We start from the raw sequence: 18,126 nt of genomic DNA on the forward strand, positions 1-18,126 counted from the left end.
GGTGGTCGGACGCCGACCACCGGTTGCGGCACCAGCCACAGCACCTGCCCGACGAGGGGACGAGATGCGCAGACCCGTCCGAGCCGACGTGCGCCGGACCGGCGGCGGCGCGCGGGTGCGCCCACCGACCGGCACCGGCTGACCGGGGCCTCCGGGTGGACCAGCTCACCGACATCCTGTCCGACCTGTCCGGCTGGCCGCTACTGGTGCTGGTCGGGCTGCTCGCCTTCGGCGAGTGCGCCGCCTTCATCGGGTTGATCCTCCCCGGCGAGACGGCCCTGCTGATCGGCGGCGCGCTCGCCGCCACCGGACGGACCAACATCGCGGCGCTGGTCATCGTCGCGGCGGTCTGCGCGGTCGTCGGGGACAGCGTCGGATACGAGATCGGCCGGCGGACGGGGATGCCGCTGCGCCGCAGCCGGCTGGGCCGGTGGGTCGGCGAGGAGCGCTGGCAACGGGCGGAGACGTTCATCCAGCGCCACGGTCCGGCCGCGGTCATGCTCGGCCGCTGGATCGGCGTACTGCGGGCGCTGGTGCCGGCGCTGGCCGGGATGACCCGGATGCCGTACCGCCGGTTTCTGGCGTACAACGTGGTCGGCGGGGTGACCTGGGCGACCACGGTTGTCCTGATCGGGTACGTGCTCGGCGCCTCCTGGAAACGGGCGCAGGGATACCTCGGGGCGGCGAGCATCGGGATCGCGGCGGTTGTCGTGTTGGCGGTGATCATCCGCTGGATCGTCGTACGGCGCAGGCGCCGGCACGGCCGCTGACCGCCCCGACCCGGTGGCCTGCCCCGGCCACGCCGGCCCGTTCGCGTGACCTCGGTGACGGGTCGGCGACGCCGGGATGACATCTCGTCGACAACCTGGCGTCATCGGCGTGCGGTGACCGCCGACCACCCCTGGCCAGACGACTGCGGCCCTGGTCAACCCCCTCCTGCCGACTGACCCGCCGGTAGCCGCGCACTGCTACCAAGAACCCGTTCGGAACAGGATCTCCATACGGGAAATGGGGCACGGGTGCGATTCAAGGGACTGGCCGGTACCGCACTGGCGGTGGTGCTGCTCCTCACCGGCTGTACCGAAGACGGGCCACCGGACCCCGGCGCGTCCGCCGCGTCCGGCCCGGCCGGTACGACGCTGCGGATCGTGGCCGGGTCCGAGCAACAGTCGGTGATCGACACCATCGTCAAGCCCTGGTGCGACGCCAGGGGCTACCGGTGCCCGGTGACCTTCATGGGTTCGGTGGACCAGGCCCGGCAACTCGCCGCCGGTTCCGGCGAGTACGACGCGTACTGGTTCGCGAGCAGCGTGTTCCTCCAGGTCGGCGACCAGCGCAACACCCTGCAGGACGTCAAGCCGATGTTCCTGACCCCGGTGGTGTTCGCCGGCTGGCGCGGTGAGATGCAACGACTGGGGTTCGCCGGGCGTACGGACGTGTCGATCGCGGAGATCCTGACCGCGGTCGAGTCCGGGCGGACCCGGGTCTGGATGACCAATCCCACCCAGTCGAACTCGGGCGCGACGGTGCTGTTCGGCTTCCTGAACCACTTCGCCGGCAACGGCCCCCGCAAGCCGTTGACCCAGGACCAGCTCGACTCGCCCGCCGTGGTGCAGGGGGTGACCCGGCTGATCAAGGCGATGGAGCAGACCCCGCCGTCGACCGGCACCCTGATGACCGACTGCCTGGCCCGGCCGGACGACTGCCGGACCATGTTCACCTACGAGGACCTGGTGATCGAGAAGAACCAGGAGCTGGTCAAGGCGGGCCGGGAACCACTGGTGGTCGCCTACCCGCGCGGGTCCCTGGCGATCAGCGACGCGCCGCTCGGCTTCCTGCCGCACGGCAACGGCGACGACGCCGTCAAGCGACAGCTTCTCACCGAGTTGCAGGCGCACGTGCTCTCCTCGCCCGACGCGCAGGCGAAACTGCGCGGCCTCGGACGGCGACCGGCGGCGAGCATCGGTCTCACGCTGGACAACCCGGACCTGTCGGTGTTCAACCCGGAATGGGGCATCCAGGCCACCATCAACGAACAGGGAATCCAGTTCCCGGTGGCAGCCGTGATCGAGTCGGCGCTCAACCGCTACCAGACCAGCTACCGCAGGCCGGTCGCGGTGCACTACTGCCTGGACGGCAGCGGGTCCATGCAGGACAACGACGGGTGGACCGGGGTGAAGCAGGCCGCGGCGCAGGTCTTCGACGCCGAGCAGGCCGCCCGCAACTTCCTGCAGACCCACCCGCAGGACGTGACCAGCGTGACGATCTTCAACGGCGGCATCACCGGTGGTAGCCCGTTCACCGTCAGCGGCAACGATCCCGGTCAGCTGCACGGCCTCACCGAGGCGATCAACCGTTACCGCCCCGACGGCGAGACCAATCTGTACGGGTGCCTGCTCCGCGCCTCGGCACAGCTCGCGGATCCGTCGCTCGGTGACCGCAAGCGGCTGGTGGTGCTGATGACCGACGGGAAGTCCAGCCAGGGCGAGCGACCGCCGGCGCTCGACGCGCTCCGGAGGACCGGGGTGCCGGTGATCGCCATCGCGTTCGGGAAGGACGCCGACCCCAGCCAGTTGACCGAGGTCGCCCAGGCCACCTCCGGCGCGTTCTTCGAGCAGAACGACCTGGTCGCCGCGTTGCGTCAGGCCGCCGGCTACAAGTAGGGCGGGCCGGTGCGACACAAACTCGCCGCCCCGGCCGGGCTGGCCACCGGCGTCCTGGTCTTCGTCGGAGTCCTGCTCGCCACCCGGTCGGTGCTCTGGCCGGCACTGCTCGCCGTCGCGGGGGCGATCGGCGTCTACCTGATGGTCGACGACCGGTCCCCGGCCGAGGCGGCGGGTGACAGCTACCTGGACGAGGCGAACGCGAAGGTCGGGGAGGCGCTGCGCACGCTGCGCGACGTACGGCGGCTCAGCCGGGAGGTGCGGGCACCGGCGGCCCGCGCCAGCCTGGAGACCGCCTGCCGGCACGTACCCGAGCTGTTCGACCGGGTACGCGGCACCTCGCCCAACACCCTGTACTCGACGGCGAGCCAGATCGGCGCGCACCTGGTCTCCCTCGACGGGGCCGTACGCAGATACCTCGACATCCAGGGCTCACCACTGCTCTACCGGGACGCGGACGCGCTGCTGACCAGCGGGGACCAGGCGTTCCAACGGTTCGCCGACTTCACCCTGGAGAGCGTCCGGCTGGTCAACCAGGGCGACATCGGACAGTACGTGGCGAACCTCGACACGGTGGCCCCGCCGCGAATGCCGGAGGTGACCTAGTTGACGTCGTCACCAACGCGTCCCAGCGGTTCAATCGAGAGGAAGTTGACGTGAGACTGCCGAGTCTGCGGTTTTTCATCGGGCTGGGCGTGGTGATCGTGGTCGGTGTGGTGGCCGGCGTGCTGTGGCTGCGGTCCGGTCAGCCGGCGGCACCGGGTCAGGCCGCACCGGTGGCGATCACCTGCCTGGGCGGCTCGGAGAAGTCGGAGCTGATGGCCGATCCGACCGTCACCCGGATCCTGCGGGAGCGGTACGGCCTCACCGTCGACTTCCAGCATCTCGGGTCGTACGACCAGGTGCAGCTCTCCACCGACGAGCTGAAGGCCCGGAAGATCGGTTGCCTGTGGCCGTCGAGTTCGAGCGCGCAGAGCGTCTTCGAGGCGGGCCACCAGGGCGCCTTCGAGGCGTACCGGGCGGAGAACGTGCTGCAGTCACCGGAGGTCCTCTACGCCGGTCCTCGGGGCACCGAGGCGCTGGTGAAGCTCGGTCTGGTCGAGCAGCGGGACAACCGCTACTACCTGATCGACATGAAGTCGCTGCTGCTGGACTACGTGCTCAAGCACCGGACCTGGGACTCGGTCGGCGCCGAGGGGCTACGTGGGCCGATCTCGGTGTCGAGCACCGATCCGGCGAAGTCCAACAGTGGCTTCACGCTGGCCCAGTTGCAGTTGGCGATCGTGGCGACCGCTGACCCGTACGCGGCACCGAACCTGGCGCAGGCGCGTACCGCCCTGCCGACGATGCGGCAGATCTACGACGCGCAGGGCCTGCAGTCGCGTACCTCCGAGACCGGGTTCCGGGAGTGGCTGACCCAGGGTGGCGAGTTCAAGGCGCCGATCTACGCCGGTTACGAGAACCAGGTGATCCAGCAGGTCGTACGCGACCCGTCGGCCGCCGGGTCGCTGCTGAAGAACATTCGGGTGCTCTATCCCGACCCGACCATCTACAGCGACCACCCGATTCTCGCTCTGGATGCCGACAGCGCCCGGTTCATCGAGGCGATGAAGGACCCGGAGGTCCAGACGGTGGCGTGGCGCAGCTACGGCTTCCGGTCGGCGATCCAGCTCGGACTGAGCGACGTGGCCGATTTCCCGGACATCCCGCTGGCCGAACAGATCCGGGTCACCCCACCCCCGGCCGCGGACGTGACGCTGGCCCTGCTGGCCTGCGTCAAGGACGCCAAGACCTGTGCCTGACGGGGGCATCGACCCCGATGACGCACCCGAACGGGCGAGAAGCCCGATGACGCACCCGAACGGGAGAGGAACACGATGACGCAGGGCAGTGCCCTTCAGATCGACTTCGGCACCATCGTCGGTGGACCGGCCGACCCGCCGGCCGGCGCGGCCGACAGCGCCGTGGCCACCGCGCTCGCCTCGACCGAGCCACGGGCCCTGGTCTGCGCGGACCTGCTCAGCCCGGAGCAGCGGGCACAGGCCCGGGTGGTCGCGGAGAAGCTCTACCCGACGATGCTGGCCAGCACCAACGAGCTGGCGAACTTCGGCAGCGCCGCGATCGAGCAGGTCAACGCCCAGGTGACCCGGATCTTCCGGGAGGTCGGGCGGGTCGACATCCCGGAGCTGACGTCGATCATGCGTCAGCTCAACGACCGGATGCGGGGCTTCCGCCGCAAATACGACCCGTCGGACCCGAAGGTACGGGAGGCGTTCGACAAGTTCGCCGACTCGATCCGTGGGCTGTTCCGCAAGGGGCGCAACCTGCTGGAGATGCTCTTCGAGGAGGCCCGTACGGTGGAGCGCCAGCTCGACCTGGTCGCGGGCCAGCTCAGCGAGAAGCAACTCCAGTTGCGCCGCAACGTGGTGCTCTGCGACGAGTTGTACAAGGCCAACGAGGCGGCGATCGGGCAGCTCATCGGCGCGATCGCGGTGATGGAACTGGTGCGGGACGCGGCGGTGGCGGACGCGCAGTCGATCACCATCGACCCGGACGACATCCACCGGCGGGACTCCGAGGAACGGCTGTCCCGGGTGACCGAGTTCATCTCCGCCCTCGAGGTGCGGATCAACGAGTTCCAGCAGCGGCTGTTCGTCGCGTGGTCGACCTCACCGCAGGTCCGCAACATCCGTACGCTCAACTACGGCCTCGGGCAGCGGCTGGCCCTCCTGATCAACCTGACCATCCCGACGATGAAGCTGACCATCGCCCAGTGGGGTCTGCTGCTGCAGGCCAACCAGGCCGCCGGCATGCAGCAGGCGGTGGCCGACGGGGCGAACGACGTGCTGAGCGCGTACGCCGCCGCGTCCAGGACGGCGGTACCGCAGATCGCCAAGGTGATCCAGACGCCGACGATCCGGCCCGAGACGATTCTCGAGGTGGCGGACTCGATCGACGCCCAGGCGCGCGGAATCGAGGAGGCGGTCCGGTACGGCCAGGAGAAGCGGGCCGAGGTGGCGTCCGCGATCGTCGAGGCGAACGAGTCGATGTCCGCCTCGGCCCAGCGGCTGAGCCGGATCGTGGTGGACCTGGTCGCGAAGGCCCGCGACCCGCTGGTCCTGCCGGCTACGCCCGACCTGTAAGGGCGGCTCGGGTGGCCGCACCAGGCCACCCGAGCCACCACCGCACCGCGCCGTCGCCGAGCCACCACCGCGCCGAGCCGTACGGTCCACCGCGCTACTGGTCGTGACGGCGGGACAGGACGCACTCCATCGAGGCGTTGCGGAAGAAGTCCCGGGCACCCTGCGGGGTGGCCATGTCCCGGGGAACGGCGAGATGCTCGTGCAACTCGCGTTCGAACTCGCGTACCGCCTCCTGCTTGCTCATGTGCGCGGCGACCAGACCGAGCGGGCCCTCGACCTCGATCACCCGTACGGCCATCTCCCGGCCGACGAAGGCCATCGTGCCGAGCAGCCGCCCGACCAGCCGCCCGTCGTCGCCGAAGATCTCGAACTGTGGTCGCCCACTGATCCGGAACAGCTCCTTGACCTTCTCCTCGCTCCCCGGCTTGAGCGGGTAGTAGAGCGCGTGCCAGTTCGAACTCATCCGTTCTTCCTTCCTCGGTCGGCGCGGCGGCATCCCGGTCAGACCTCCGCCGTCACCGTCTCCATCTCCTCGTCCGCCCAGTCCCCGGACCCGTTCCGCTCGGGCGTGGGGTTGCGCGCCGAGGTCTGCTCGTGGACGACGAACCGCATCGACCGGGCCTCGGTCATGCACTCGCGCATCGGCTTGACCAGCTCCCGGTGGTCACTGCCGCGTTCCCAGTCCTCGAAGTGCTCCAACGACAGCCACTCACTGGTGATCAACCACTGCTCCGGGTCGGTGGTCGAGCGGCAGACCTGGTCCACCAGGTGTCCCGGCACCCCCTCGGCGACCTGGTAGCGGATCCGCTCGTACGCCCGGAGGAACTCGTCGGTCCGCTCCGCCGGTATCCGGATGAGGAACACCACCCGTCCCTTGCCCGATACACCCATCGCCGTCCCCTCCTGGCTCACTGGTCGCCACCGGCACGTTGTCCCGGCGGCTGGTAGGCACGGATCAACACGGAACTGTTGAAGCCGTCGAAGCCCCGCGCCCCGACCAGCGCGGTACGCACCGGCTGGGTGCGGGTCTGCCGGACGAAGTCCAGTTCGCAGCCGGGCGCGGGGCGGTCCAGCCCCGCGGTCGGCGGCAGCACCTGGTGACGCAGGGCGAGCAGGGCATTCGCCGCGTCCAACGCCGAGCCACCCTGGTGGGCCCGCCCGACCAGCGGTTTCTGGGTGGTCACCGGCGGGGAGTCAGGGCCGAACACGGTACGCAGCGCGGACGCCTCGGCCCGGTCGTAGCGCGGCACACCCAGCGCGTCGGGGAACACCACGTCCACCTCACCGGGTGCGCAGTCGGCCCGTTCCAGCGCCAGCCGCAGCGACCGGGCGTACTGGGTACCGTCGGCGGCGCCGACCCGTACGGTGTGCTGCCCGTCGTGGGTGGCGGCCCAGCCGGCGATCTCGCCGTAGATCGTGGTGACCCCACGGGCCAGGGCGTGTTCGAGTTCCTCGACCACGAAGACCGCGCCCCCCTCCGCCGGAACGTAACCGGAGGCGGCGACGTCGAACGGCCGGTACGCCCGCTCCGGGTCGTCGCTGTCGCTGAGCAGTCCGTTGCGGATCTGGCAGGCCAGGGCGTACGGGCTCAGCGGGCACTCGGTCCCGCCGGCGATCACCACCGGGGTACCCCGACGGATGATCCGGGCGGCGTGGGCGAGGCTGTCCAGCCCACCGGCCGCCTCGGCGACCAGGACCCCGCACGGTCCCTTGAACTGGTGGTGGATGGAGACCTGGCCGACGCTGGCCGCGTAGAACCAGGCGATCGACTGGTACGCCCCGACGGTGCGCGACGGCTGCCCCCAGAGCCGTTGCAACTCGCGCTGGCCGAACAGGTTGCCGCCGGAGGAACTGGCGAGGGTGACCGCGTACCCGTACGGGTCGGTGGCCACCTCCGGCAGACCGGCGTCGACGAGGGCGAGCCGGGTGGCGGCGAAACCGAGGTGGGTCCAGCGGTCGGTCTGCACCAGCCGGCGGTTGTCGGCGAAGGTGGCGGCGTCGAAGTCGGCGACCTCACCGGCCAGGGTGGTGGGATAACGGTCCGGGTCGAACAGGGTGATCCGGCCGATCCGGTTCTCCCCGGCCAGGACGCTCTTCCAGTGCGCGTCGGTGCCGATCCCGCTCGGCGCGACCACACCGATGCCGGTGATCACCGCCCGGGGCGTCACCGGTCCAGCTCCCGCAACCGTTTGAACACCATCGCCGACTGGAAGCCGCCGAAGCCGCTGCCGACCGACAGGGCCACGTCGACCGGCAGGTCGCGGGCGGTGTTCGGGATGTAGTCGAGGTCGCACTCGGGATCGCGGTTGGCCCAGTTCGCGGTCGGCGGGACCACGCCGTACTCGATCGCCAGCGCGCAGGCGGCCATCTCGATCGAGCCGATCGCACCGAGCGAGTGCCCCACCATCGACTTGATCGAGCTGATCGGCACCTGGTACGCGGCCGGGCCGAGCGAGCGCTTGAACGCGGCCGTCTCGTGCCGGTCGTTCTGCCGGGTCGCCGACCCGTGCGCGCTGATGTACGAGATCTCGTCCGGGTTGACCCGGGCCTGGTCCAGGGCCGAGCCGATCGCCAGCGCCATCTCGGCCCCGTCGGGCCGCAGACCGGTCATGTGGAAGCCGTTGCTGCGGTTGGCGTACCCGGCGACCTCGCAGTAGACGTGGGCGCCCCGGCGCCGGGCGTGTTCCAGCTCCTCCAGGATCAGCACCGCCGCTCCCTCGGCGAGGACGAACCCGTGCCGGTCCCGGTCGAACGGGCGGGAGGCGTGTGCCGGGTCGTCGTTGTCCGGGGTGGTCGCCTTGATCGCGTCGAAGCAGGCGACGGTCACCGGCGAGATCGGGGTGTCCGACGCACCGGTCACCACGATGTCCGCCTCGCCGTCGGCGATGAGCTGGTACGCGTACCCGATGGAGTCGATGCCGGAGGTGCACCCGGTGGAGATCACCTGGGCCGGTCCGTGCAGCCCGTGCCGTACCGCCACGTCCGCGGCCAGGCTGCTCGGGACCAGCGCCTGGTAGAGGTACGGTCCACCGCACTCGTGGTCGACCAGCCAGTCCGTGCCCGAGTTGCTGGCCACCACGTACTCGTCTTCGAGGGCCATGGTGCCGCCGACCGCCGAGCCGAGCACCACTCCCGTACGCAACCGGGTCGCGTCGGTCAGGTCGAGTCCACTGTCGGCCATCGCCTCGATCGAGCCGGCCAGCGCGAACTGGACGTACCGGTCGGCGCGGCGGCGTTCCCTCGGGGTGAGGCCGGCGACGACCGGGTCGAAGTCGCACTCGGCGGCGATCTGGGAGCGGAACGGCGACGGGTCGAAGAAGCTGATCCGCCGGGTGGCCGTCTGGCCGTCGGTGATGGTGGCCCAGAACTGTTTGCGGGTCGGCCCGCCCGGTGCGACCACCCCGATGCCGGTCACGACGGTGCGGCGTCCTGTCATGACGCGAACTCCGGCCGGGTCGGCGGGATGGCGGCGGATTCGGTGTCGACGTGCCCCAGTTCGGGGCGGGGCGCGAGCGGGCCGAGTTGGAAGACCACCTCGGCCGGCTCGTCGCCGGTGTTGCGCAGCCGGTGGCGGGTGTCGACCGGGATGAACAGCGCCTCGCCGGCGGCGACCGGTACGGGTCGGTCGTCGAGGTCGACGGTGATCGCGCCCCGGGCGACGTAGAGGAACTCTTCGCTGTACGGGTGGTAGTGCTCGGCGATCCGCTCGCCGGGTGCCAGGGTGGCCACTCCCATGAATCCCGAGGTGGCGCCGACGGTCTTCGGGCCGAGCAGCACCCGCAGTTCTCCCCCGCGTCGCTGGTCCGGTGGCACGTCCCGGGCGGCCACCACGTACGGCTTGCGCTCACTCATCGTCGCCCCCGGCGCGTACGTCGACGGCCCGCTCCCGCGCGGCCGCTTCGATCTGGTCACGGATGATGTTCATCTGGATCCTGCTGTTGCTGTTGATCCGCTCGGTCATCTGTGCGTTGTCGACCGGGGCGGTGGGTTTCATGGCGAAGTCCTGCACCCAGGTCATCCGGGTGCCGGCGGACACCTCGTCGTAGCGCCAGTAGATCCGCATGTACGCGAACGGCCCGGTCTCCACCCGGCGGGCGTGCACCTCGTACGCGGTCGGGTCCATCGTGCGTTCGCTGACCCAGCTCCAGGCGGTGCCGTTCTCGTCCGGGAACATGGTCAGCCGGAACAGCACCCGGTTCCCCCGCTGTTCGAGCACCTCCGCCAACTGGTACTCGGTGAACAGGGTGGGCCAGGTGGTGACGTCGTTGGTCAGGTCCCAGACCAACTGGCGGGGTGCGGCTATCACGATGCTGTTCTCCGTGTGCCCCGGCGGGTCCGTGCCGACGGAACTGACCGGCTCGATGGTGGTCACCCCTGCCGTGCCGACGGCGGACTCCGTGGTGGGTGCGGCGTCGACGTCCGGAGGCTCGGCGTCGGATCCGGTCGACTGCTCGGGCACGGTGGCCGGGTCCACCTGGCGGTCCACCAGTTCGGCGATCTCGGCGATGGACAGGTGCTTGACCTCCTCCGGGATCTGCACCTGGTACCGGTCGTTGACGACGGCCTGCAGTTCGAGCAGGGCGAGGGAGTCCATGCCGAGTTCCTCCAGGGACGCGGTGGGTGCCGCGGCGGCCGAGTCGGCGTTGAGTCCGCAGTTGCGGACGAGGATCGAGGTGATGTCCTCGGCTGTGGCCAGCCGCTTGTCCGCCCTCTGCACGGTCATCTGGGTCTCCTTGAACTCGACGAACGGGACTGGTCAGGTGTCGGAACTGGTCGGGAGTGGAGCGGGATCGGTCGGCCGTGGGGCCGGCCCGGTCAGGTGTGTCCCGTGCCGCCGGGGGTACCGCCGTCGCGCAGCAGGCGGTCGACGAGGTCGGTGGAGTAGCTGCCCTTGCGGAACCGGGCGTCGTCGAGGACCCGCCGGATGAACGGGATGGTGGTGTGCACTCCCGGTCCGGCGATGTCGAACTCGTCCAGTGCCCGTTCCATCCGGTCCAGGGCCAGGGCCCGCTCCGGCGCCCAGACGATGACCTTGGCGAGCAGCGAGTCGTAGTGCGGCCCGACCACGTACCCCGGCAGGCCGTGGGTGTCGACCCGGGTGAACGGGCCGCCGGGCGGTTGGAACCGGTCCAGCCGGCCGGGGGTGGGCAGGAAGTCCCGGTCCGGGTCCTCCACGTTGACCCGACACTCGATCGCGACCCCGCGCGTCTGGACCTCGTCCTGGCTGATCCGCAGCGGTACGCCGCTGGCGACGTAGAGCTGTTCGTGGACCAGGTCGACTCCGGTGATCATCTCGGTGACCGGGTGCTCCACCTGGATCCGGCAGTTGATTTCCATGAAGTGGAACCGTTCGGCCTCGTCCACCAGGAACTCGACCGTGCCGGCACCGCTGTAGCCGACACTCAGCGCGCCGCGCAGCCCGGCCGCCGCGATCGCCTCGAGGGTGGCGGCCGAGAGTGCCGGGGCGGGCCCCTCCTCCACCAGCTTCTGGTGGCGGCGCTGCACCGAACAGTCTCGGGTGCCCAGGTGCACCCCGCCGCCGTGCCCGTCGCAGAGCACCTGCACCTCGACGTGGCGGGCCTGGGGCAGGTACCGCTCCACGTACACCCGGTCGTCGGAGAAGACGGCCCGCGCCACGATCCGGGTGTGCGCGTACGCGCGGGCGAAGTCGGCACCGGACCAGACCACGGTCATGCCCCGACCACCACCACCGGCGGCGACCTTGATGATCACCGGATAGCCGATCTCGTCCGCGACCGCGCGGGCCTCCCCCACCGTGGCCAGGGTCTCGACGCTGCCCGGAAGCAACGGCAACCCCGCCTCCTGCATCAGCGCCCGGGCCCGGGACTTGTCCCCGAGCGCGGCCATCACCTCGGGTCGCGGGCCGACGAAGGTCAACCCGTTGTCGGCACAGATCTCGGCGAAGTCGGGGTCCTCGGAGAGGAACCCGTAGCCGGGGTGGATGGCTTCGGCACCGGTCTGCCGGGCCGCCTCGATGATCGCGGCGGCGTTGAGGTAACTGTGCCGGCTGGCCGCCGGTCCGATGCAGACACTCTCGTCGGCGTACCGGACGACGGCCGAGTCCCGGTCGGCGGTCGAGTGGACCGCCACCGTACGGATGCCCAGTTCACGACAGGCCCGGGCAACACGCAGGGCGATCTCGCCCCGGTTGGCGATCAGCAGCTTTTCGAACATCGGACACCGTCCTCGGCGTCAGGCGGATACCAGGGCGATCAGCGGTTGGTTGAACTCCACCGGTTCGCCGTTGCCAACGAGCACCTCGGCGACCTTGCCGGCGTGCTCGGCCGTAATGTGGTTCATCAGTTTCATCGCCTCGACGATGCCGATCACCTGCCCGGGCTCGACCAGGTCACCGACCTCGACGAAGGGCGCCGCACCGGGCTCGGCGGCCCGGTAGAACGTGCCGACCATCGGTGCGACCACCCAGTCGGGGGACTCGCGGTCGGCGGCGGTCACCACCGACCCACCGGCGACGGCGGACACCGCGAGCGTGGTGGGGCCGGCAGCAGACCCGTTCGGTGCCGGAGCACCGTGCCACTCGATTTCGAGTACGGCGCTGCCGCTGCGCATCCGGATCCGGCGCAGCGGCCCGTCCACCTCGGCCACCAGCCGGCTCGCCTGCTCACGCAACTGCGCCAACAGGTGCTCGTCGTCGGTCGTGTCACCCGTCATCGCGTGCCCACCGGCGGCGGGACCCGGCGGTTGCCGGCACCGAAGCTGCGGAAGCGTAGCCGGCGCTGGCGTACCAGGGTCTCCGCCGGTAGCCGCAGCAGCGGGGTGAGTGTCTCGACGACGGCCCGGCGCAGCAGGTCGGCGGCGGCCGCGGGATCGGTGTGCGCCCCGTGCGGCGGCTCCGGTACGACGCCGTCGACGACGCCCAGCCGGAGCAGGTCGGGTGCGGTGACCCGGAGCGCCCGCGCGGCACGCGGGGTGGCCGTCGGGTCATTCCAGAGGATGGCCGCGCACCCCTCCGGACTGATCACCGAGTAGACCGCGTTCTGCAGCATCAGTACCCGGTCGGCGACCCCCAGCGCGAGCGCACCGCCGCTGCCGCCCTCCCCGGTGACCACCGCGACGACCGGTACCGGGAGACCGGTCATGGCCAGGATGCTGTCCGCGATCGCGGCCGCCTGACCCTGTTCCTCGGCCTCGATGCCGGGGTACGCACCGGGGGTGTCGATCAGCGTCACGATCGGCAGCCCGAGCCGGACCGCCAACCGCATCACCCGTTGGGCCTTGCGGTAGCCGGCCGGGCTGGGCATGCCGAAGTTGCGGGTCAGCAGGTCCTTGGTGTGGTGTCCCTTCTGGTGCCCGACCACGACCAGGTGCTGGTCGCCGAGGCGGGCGAGGCCGGCGACGATCGCCGGGCAGTCGGCGCCGAGCCGGTCGCCGTGCAGTTCGGTGAAGGCGTCGAACGCGGTGGCCAGGTAGTCCAGGGTGGTGGGCCGGTCCAGGTGGCGCGCGGCCTGCACGGCCCGCCAGCCGTCCGGCTCGGCGAGCCGGTCCGGGTCCCGGATCAGCACCGACGATCCCGCCCCGTCGCCGGGTGCCAGTCCGGAGCCGGCCGGACCCACCCAACTGGGCGAACCGCCGGCCGAGTGGGACGCGTCGGCACCTTCGGCCCGGCGTACGACGGCGGACCGGGCGGCGTGTGCGGCGGCGAGCAGCGGCCGGAGCCGGGCGCGCAGGCCCCACCGCTCCACCACCATGTCGGCCTGACCGTGCCTGAGGAGGAACTCCGCGGTCTGGAAGCCTTCCGGCAGCGGCTGCCGGATGGTCTGGTGGATCACCCGGGGACCGGCGAAGCCCATCCGCGCGCCGCTCTCCACCACCACCAGGTCGGTGTTGGTGGCGAACGAGGCGGCCACGCCGCCGAAGGTCGGGTCGGTGATCAGACTGATGGTGAGCAGTCCCGCCTCGCGCAACGCGGCGATGGCCTGGCTGACCGTGGCCATCTGCATCAGCGACAGCACGCCCTCCTGCATCCGGGCGCCGCCGGAGGCGGTGACCAGCAGCAGCGGCAGTCCGCGGTCGAGCGCCCGCTCGGCGGCCCGGGTGATGAGTTCGCCGACGACCGAGCCGAGGCTGCCGCCGAGGAACCGGAAGTCCATCACCGCGAGGACCAGCGGGTGCCCGTCGATCCTGGCCTCCCCGCAGACGACGGCCTCGTCCAGGCCGGTGTCCGCACGGGCGGCGGCGAGCCGCTGCGGGTACGGCACCGAGTCGACGAACTCGATCGGGTCCACCGGGGCGACGTCACCGGGCAGTGCGGTGAAGCTGCCCGGGTCGACCAGTTGCCGGATCCGGTCGGGCGCGGCCAGCCGCTGGTGGTCGCCGCACTCGGGGCAGACGTCGAGGTTGCGGCGCAGCCGTTTGCGGTAGAGCAGCGAGGAGCATGACCGGCAGCGGGTCCAGAACTGGTCCGCCACGGCGTCGGTGGTGGTTGCGGTCATCGTCCGCTCCCGGTCACCGGGACCGACGCGTCCCACTGGTAGAAGCAGCCGGCGACCGCGTCGCGGGGCGAGCGCCAGGTCGACAGGTACGGCGAGATGTGCGGTCGCAGCCGCTCGCTCACCCGGACGAACTCGGGGTGCTGGCTGGCTGCCATCAGCCCGGCCGCGACCGGCTCCTCCGTCTCCAGCAGGTGCACGTAGAGATCGTCGAGGCGGTACAGGGATCGGTGTCGTACGCCGACGATGCCCGGCAGTTCCGTCTCGTCGGACTCGCCGAAAATCCGTGCCACCTCCGACTCGGCTCCGGGCATGATCTTGGCGACGATCAACGATCGGTGCATCTGCGACCTCCCAACAGTCAGTGCCCCGTGCCCAGCTCGGTTCGAGGGCGGGACGTGATGTGCGCGGAGTGCGATCGGACCATCGGGGCGTTTCCGGTCGCCGCCGCTGCGGAAGCGACGGCGCGTCCACAGAAACGCTGGTCACGATGCTCCGAGGACCGTCAACGTGATGTCACGGAGGTGGACCGCCCGGTGACCGGATCCGGTGACGTTGCGGTGACGCCGCGGTGGCGTGACCGGCGGATGCTGGATCGGGTACGGCGGTCGTACCGGGGCCAACGATTCGGGGCCCGGCCCAACGAGTCGACGGCACACCACGGCGCGCGGAAGTCAAAAGATCGCCGCTACGATTGACCGAGCATATGGGCAATTGCTACTCTTCGTCACACTTTCGGGGGCATGGAACAGTTCAACGACAGAGCCGTTGCATCACGGTCATGCCCAGCCACCCCGGGGGCACCATTCCCGGCCAGCGCGGTTCGGGACAAGGTTCCGGTGCAGGGGGTTCGACCATGACCTCTGACAGCAGCATGGCGCCCACCGTGCTCCGCCAACCGGTCCCCGGCCAGCACTCCGGGGCCGGGACCGTCCAACTCTTCCTGCTCGACGGCTTCCGCCTGCTGCACGGCGGGGCACCCGCGGTCGTACCACGCGGGCTGCAACGGGTCGTCGCGCTGATCGGGCTGCGGCCGGGCGCCACGCGTACGCACCTGGCCGGGTTGCTGTGGCCGGACACCCCGGAGGAACGCGCGCTGTCCCGGCTGCGTACGGCACTGTGGCGGCTGCGCCGCAACGGGAGCTGCCCGGTGCTCACCTCCGGCGGCGCGGTACGTCTCGACGCCCGGGTCGAGGTGGACGTGGACGACCTGGTCCGCGCCGCCGCCCGGGTACGCGAGGGCGGTGACCCGCGCTGGGCCGAGGGGGTGCTGATCGCCGGCCGGCACGACCTGCTGCCCGGCTGGTACGACGACTGGGTGCTGGTGGAGCGGGAACGGCTGCGTCAGTTGCGGCTGCACACGTTGGAGCAGATCGCCCGGGCGTACCTGCGCGCCGGCCAGCACGGTGAGGCGTTGCAGGCGGCGTTGGAGGCGATGCGGGCCGAGCCGCTGCGGGAGACTCCGCACCGGCTGGTGGTGCAGGTGCACCTCGCCGAGGGCAACGCGTACGAGGCGCTGCACGCGTTCTACGCGTACCGCCAGTTGATCCTCAGTGAACTCCAGTTGGAGCCGTCGGTCGCGATGCGGGCCCTGCTCGACGACATCCTCGCCCCGATCGGCGGCCCGACGCCAGGGCGGTACCCGTACTCCGCGCACCACCCGCCCCCGCCGCCGGAGCCCCGCCAGCCGCGCCCCGGCCCCGCGTAGGAAGGGGCCCTTCCTGTGCGGGATGCGACAGGAAGGGCCCCTCTTCCGCGATCAGGCGGAGGAACCGGTGGGGGTGCGGCGGGTCAGGACGATGCCGGTGGCGGCTGCTGCCGCGAGCATGGTCACCCCGGCCGCGGTCAGCACCGGGTCGGTGCCGTCCTTGCCGCCGTCGCCGGTGTGCGCACCGCCCTTGGGCGCCTGTCCGACGAAGAACGGGAGCATCATCTCGTTGTCCTCGTGCTCCAGGATGTGGCAGTGCCAGACGTACCGGCCGGGCAGGTCGAACTTCGCCTTGACCCGGGTGAGGTGGCCGGGCAACGTGACAACCGTGTCCTTGAAGCCGGACTCCGACGGGTCCGGGGGCGTCTGGCCGTCCGGCCCCCGACCGAGCACCTGGAACTGGACCTGGTGGATGTGCACCGGGTGCGCGTGCGGGGTGAAATTCCGGAACTCCCAGATCTCGGTGGCTCCCAGGCTCGGCTTGTCCCGGATCGGGTCGTGCCAGCGCAGCGGCTGCCGCGCGCCGGCCGCGTCCACCCCGCCGGCAAGGTGCGCGACCGTGCCAGCGGCCGGCACCACGGTCGAGTTCTGCACGTTGAGCGAGAACTGCCGGGTGCCCGACTCCTTGCCCAGCGGGGCGAACGCGGGCAGTTCCAGTTGCTCCGGCGGAAGGCTCCCGTCGGGTGCGACGAGCGAACCGACCAGGAACTTCATCACCTGTCCGGTGGTCGCGGGGTTGGCCACCGCGTAGTCGGTGCCGGGCGTACCGCCGCTGAACTCGTGGTCCGGCCCCTCGTTGACCAGGTACAGCGCGGTCCCCTCGGCGATGCCGGTGAAGTCGACGACCACGTCCACCCGCTCGGCGTTGCCGATCACCAGTTGCTCGTGCCGCACCGCCTTGGGCAGGAACCCGCCGTCGGACCCGATCTGCCAGATCGGTACGGCGGTGGCGGCCGGCCGGGCGGTCGCGTCCCCGGCGATCCTCAGTACGAGGAAGCGCGAGTTGCAGGCGTTGAGCAGGCGGAACCGGTAGCGGCGGGGCTCGACCTTGAGCACCGGCCAGGTGTTCCCGTTGACCACGATGGTCTCGGCGAAGAACGTCTGGTTGAACATCGGCGACACGTCGCTGTCCGGGATGTACGGCCCGTCGAACCCGTCGATCGCCGCCACGCTCGGGTACGACAGCGACCCGTCCTCGTTGAACGTACGGTCCTGGATGACCAGCGGAATCTCGTAGTACCGGGAGCCCGGCGGGTCGTTCAACGCCGGTGCCGGTCCGGGCAGGACACCCGGCGCGACGTCGGCGGGGCCGCCGCGCAGCAGGTAGAACCCGACCGGTCCGGCGTAGATGTTCAGCCGGGTCATGCCGAGGGTGTGGTCGTGGTACCAGAGCGTGGTGGCCCGCTGGTCGTTCGGGTACTGGAAGGTGGCCGAGCCGGCCTTCCAGGCCGCCTTGTGCTGCCGGGCGAAGGTCTCGTGGAACTCGTCGTAGAACTTGCCGACCGGGGCGTACCCGTCGGGGATGTTCCTGGCGGCGGGCAGGTACCACGCCTCGGGGTAACCGTCGTTCTCCGGGGTGGTGTGCGCACCGTGCAGGTGGGTGATCATCGGGACCGGGCCCTTGTACGCCTCGGGGGCCGAGGTGAAGGTGGGGCGGTGGTCCCGGTGTTCGATGCCGCCGCCCGGGTTGGCCCAGTGCAGGGTGGGGTCGACGGTCAGCAGGTGCGGCAGGAAGTTGCCCTTGTCGTCGACCAGTTCGTTCGCCCAGGTGATCCGGACCGGGCGACCGACCTTGGCCTCGACGGTGTACGCCGGCCAGGAGAAGGTGTTGCCGTGGCCCGGTGAGCCGTAGCTCCAGACCGTCGTCTTCGGGTAGCTGGGCGGCAGCACCTGCTGCTGGAACTGTCGTACGGCGATCCGGTACTCGTCGAGGGCGTGCTGCCCGCTCTGGGCCAGCGGTGGCATCACCGGTGGGATCACCAGGTCGGTGACGTACTTCGGGATGGTCGTGGGATTCAGCGCGGACACGGACCGGACGCTCGCGTACGCGCTCGCCGGGCGGCTCGCCGCCGGGATCACCAGTGCGGCACCACCTGCGGCACCGGCCGCGAGAAGTTGCCTTCGTGCAACCATGAGCCTTT

At 70.8% G+C, this 18,126-nt stretch carries 16 protein-coding genes and 1 pseudogene; 6 read left to right on the top strand and 11 right to left on the bottom strand.

Annotated elements, in window-relative coordinates; all coding sequences use genetic code 11:
- The first annotated feature begins 155 nt into the window (after positions 1-155).
- The 5 genes from OIE47_RS35300 (at position 156) to OIE47_RS35320 (ending at position 5,806) form a co-directional block, all read left to right on the top strand.
- Positions 156-770, top strand: coding sequence for a DedA family protein (locus OIE47_RS35300; RefSeq protein WP_326558885.1), 615 nt, complete (start codon positions 156-158; stop codon positions 768-770).
- A 249-nt stretch (positions 771-1,019) separates the two neighbouring features.
- Positions 1,020-2,663 (top strand): vWA domain-containing protein, encoded by a 1,644-nt coding sequence (locus OIE47_RS35305; RefSeq protein WP_326558886.1) that lies wholly within the window; start codon positions 1,020-1,022, stop codon positions 2,661-2,663.
- A gap of 9 nt (positions 2,664-2,672) precedes the next feature.
- Entirely contained in the window at positions 2,673-3,269 is a 597-nt protein-coding gene (locus tag OIE47_RS35310) for a hypothetical protein (RefSeq protein WP_326558887.1), read from the top strand.
- Positions 3,270-3,319: 50 nt separating this feature from the next.
- The gene (locus OIE47_RS35315) at positions 3,320-4,465 is read left to right on the top strand and encodes a hypothetical protein (RefSeq protein ID WP_326558888.1); all 1,146 of its coding nucleotides are present in this window, start codon (positions 3,320-3,322) and stop codon (positions 4,463-4,465) included.
- 75 nt (positions 4,466-4,540) lie between these two features.
- Positions 4,541-5,806 carry a toxic anion resistance protein gene (locus tag OIE47_RS35320; protein WP_326558889.1) on the top strand — a complete coding sequence of 422 codons (1,266 nt, stop codon included), beginning with the start codon at positions 4,541-4,543 and terminating at the stop codon, positions 5,804-5,806.
- A gap of 94 nt (positions 5,807-5,900) precedes the next feature.
- On the opposite strand, the gene OIE47_RS35325 is transcribed toward OIE47_RS35320, so the two are convergent.
- The 10 genes and pseudogenes from OIE47_RS35325 to OIE47_RS35370 form a co-directional block, all read right to left on the bottom strand.
- Positions 5,901-6,269 (bottom strand): SchA/CurD-like domain-containing protein, encoded by a 369-nt coding sequence (locus OIE47_RS35325; protein ID WP_326558890.1) that lies wholly within the window; start codon positions 6,267-6,269, stop codon positions 5,901-5,903.
- 122 nt (positions 6,270-6,391) lie between these two features.
- Positions 6,392-6,697: pseudogene (locus tag OIE47_RS35330) on the bottom strand (antibiotic biosynthesis monooxygenase family protein); the annotation flags it as partial.
- Between the two features lie 17 nt (positions 6,698-6,714).
- Positions 6,715-7,974: a beta-ketoacyl synthase N-terminal-like domain-containing protein gene (locus OIE47_RS35335; RefSeq protein WP_326558891.1), complete on the bottom strand. Its 1,260-nt coding sequence runs from the start codon at positions 7,972-7,974 to the stop codon at positions 6,715-6,717.
- Positions 7,971-9,242, bottom strand: coding sequence for a beta-ketoacyl-[acyl-carrier-protein] synthase family protein (locus OIE47_RS35340; RefSeq protein WP_326558892.1), 1,272 nt, complete (start codon positions 9,240-9,242; stop codon positions 7,971-7,973). Before OIE47_RS35340 ends, OIE47_RS35335 begins: the two co-directional genes overlap by 4 nt.
- Positions 9,239-9,658, bottom strand: a complete 420-nt coding sequence (locus OIE47_RS35345) for a cupin domain-containing protein (RefSeq protein WP_326558893.1) — start codon at positions 9,656-9,658, stop codon at positions 9,239-9,241. Before OIE47_RS35345 ends, OIE47_RS35340 begins: the two co-directional genes overlap by 4 nt.
- Entirely contained in the window at positions 9,651-10,529 is an 879-nt protein-coding gene (locus OIE47_RS35350; RefSeq protein WP_326558894.1) for an SRPBCC family protein, read from the bottom strand. The genes OIE47_RS35345 and OIE47_RS35350 overlap by 8 nt, the downstream gene beginning before the upstream one ends.
- A gap of 92 nt (positions 10,530-10,621) precedes the next feature.
- Entirely contained in the window at positions 10,622-12,001 is a 1,380-nt protein-coding gene (locus OIE47_RS35355) for an acetyl-CoA carboxylase biotin carboxylase subunit (RefSeq protein ID WP_326558895.1), read from the bottom strand.
- 18 nt (positions 12,002-12,019) lie between these two features.
- Entirely contained in the window at positions 12,020-12,499 is a 480-nt protein-coding gene (gene accB, locus OIE47_RS35360) for an acetyl-CoA carboxylase biotin carboxyl carrier protein (RefSeq protein ID WP_326558896.1), read from the bottom strand.
- Positions 12,496-14,280 (bottom strand): acetyl-CoA carboxylase carboxyltransferase subunit alpha, encoded by a 1,785-nt coding sequence (locus OIE47_RS35365; protein WP_326558897.1) that lies wholly within the window; start codon positions 14,278-14,280, stop codon positions 12,496-12,498. The genes accB and OIE47_RS35365 overlap by 4 nt, the downstream gene beginning before the upstream one ends.
- Complete coding sequence (locus OIE47_RS35370; protein WP_326558898.1) at positions 14,277-14,621, bottom strand: TcmI family type II polyketide cyclase; 345 nt, start codon at positions 14,619-14,621, stop codon at positions 14,277-14,279. Before OIE47_RS35370 ends, OIE47_RS35365 begins: the two co-directional genes overlap by 4 nt.
- 530 nt (positions 14,622-15,151) lie before the next feature.
- Here OIE47_RS35370 and OIE47_RS35375 point away from each other — a divergent pair.
- Entirely contained in the window at positions 15,152-15,985 is an 834-nt protein-coding gene (locus tag OIE47_RS35375) for an AfsR/SARP family transcriptional regulator (protein WP_326563327.1), read from the top strand.
- Positions 15,986-16,036: 51 nt separating this feature from the next.
- Here OIE47_RS35375 and OIE47_RS35380 read toward each other — a convergent pair whose 3' ends face one another.
- Positions 16,037-18,118, bottom strand: a complete 2,082-nt coding sequence (locus tag OIE47_RS35380) for a multicopper oxidase family protein (protein ID WP_326558899.1) — start codon at positions 18,116-18,118, stop codon at positions 16,037-16,039.
- Between the last annotated feature and the right edge of the window lie 8 nt (positions 18,119-18,126).

It is taken from the genome of Micromonospora sp. NBC_01796, from assembly GCF_035917455.1.
In the GTDB taxonomy this organism is placed as follows: Bacteria; Actinomycetota; Actinomycetes; order Mycobacteriales; family Micromonosporaceae; genus Micromonospora_G.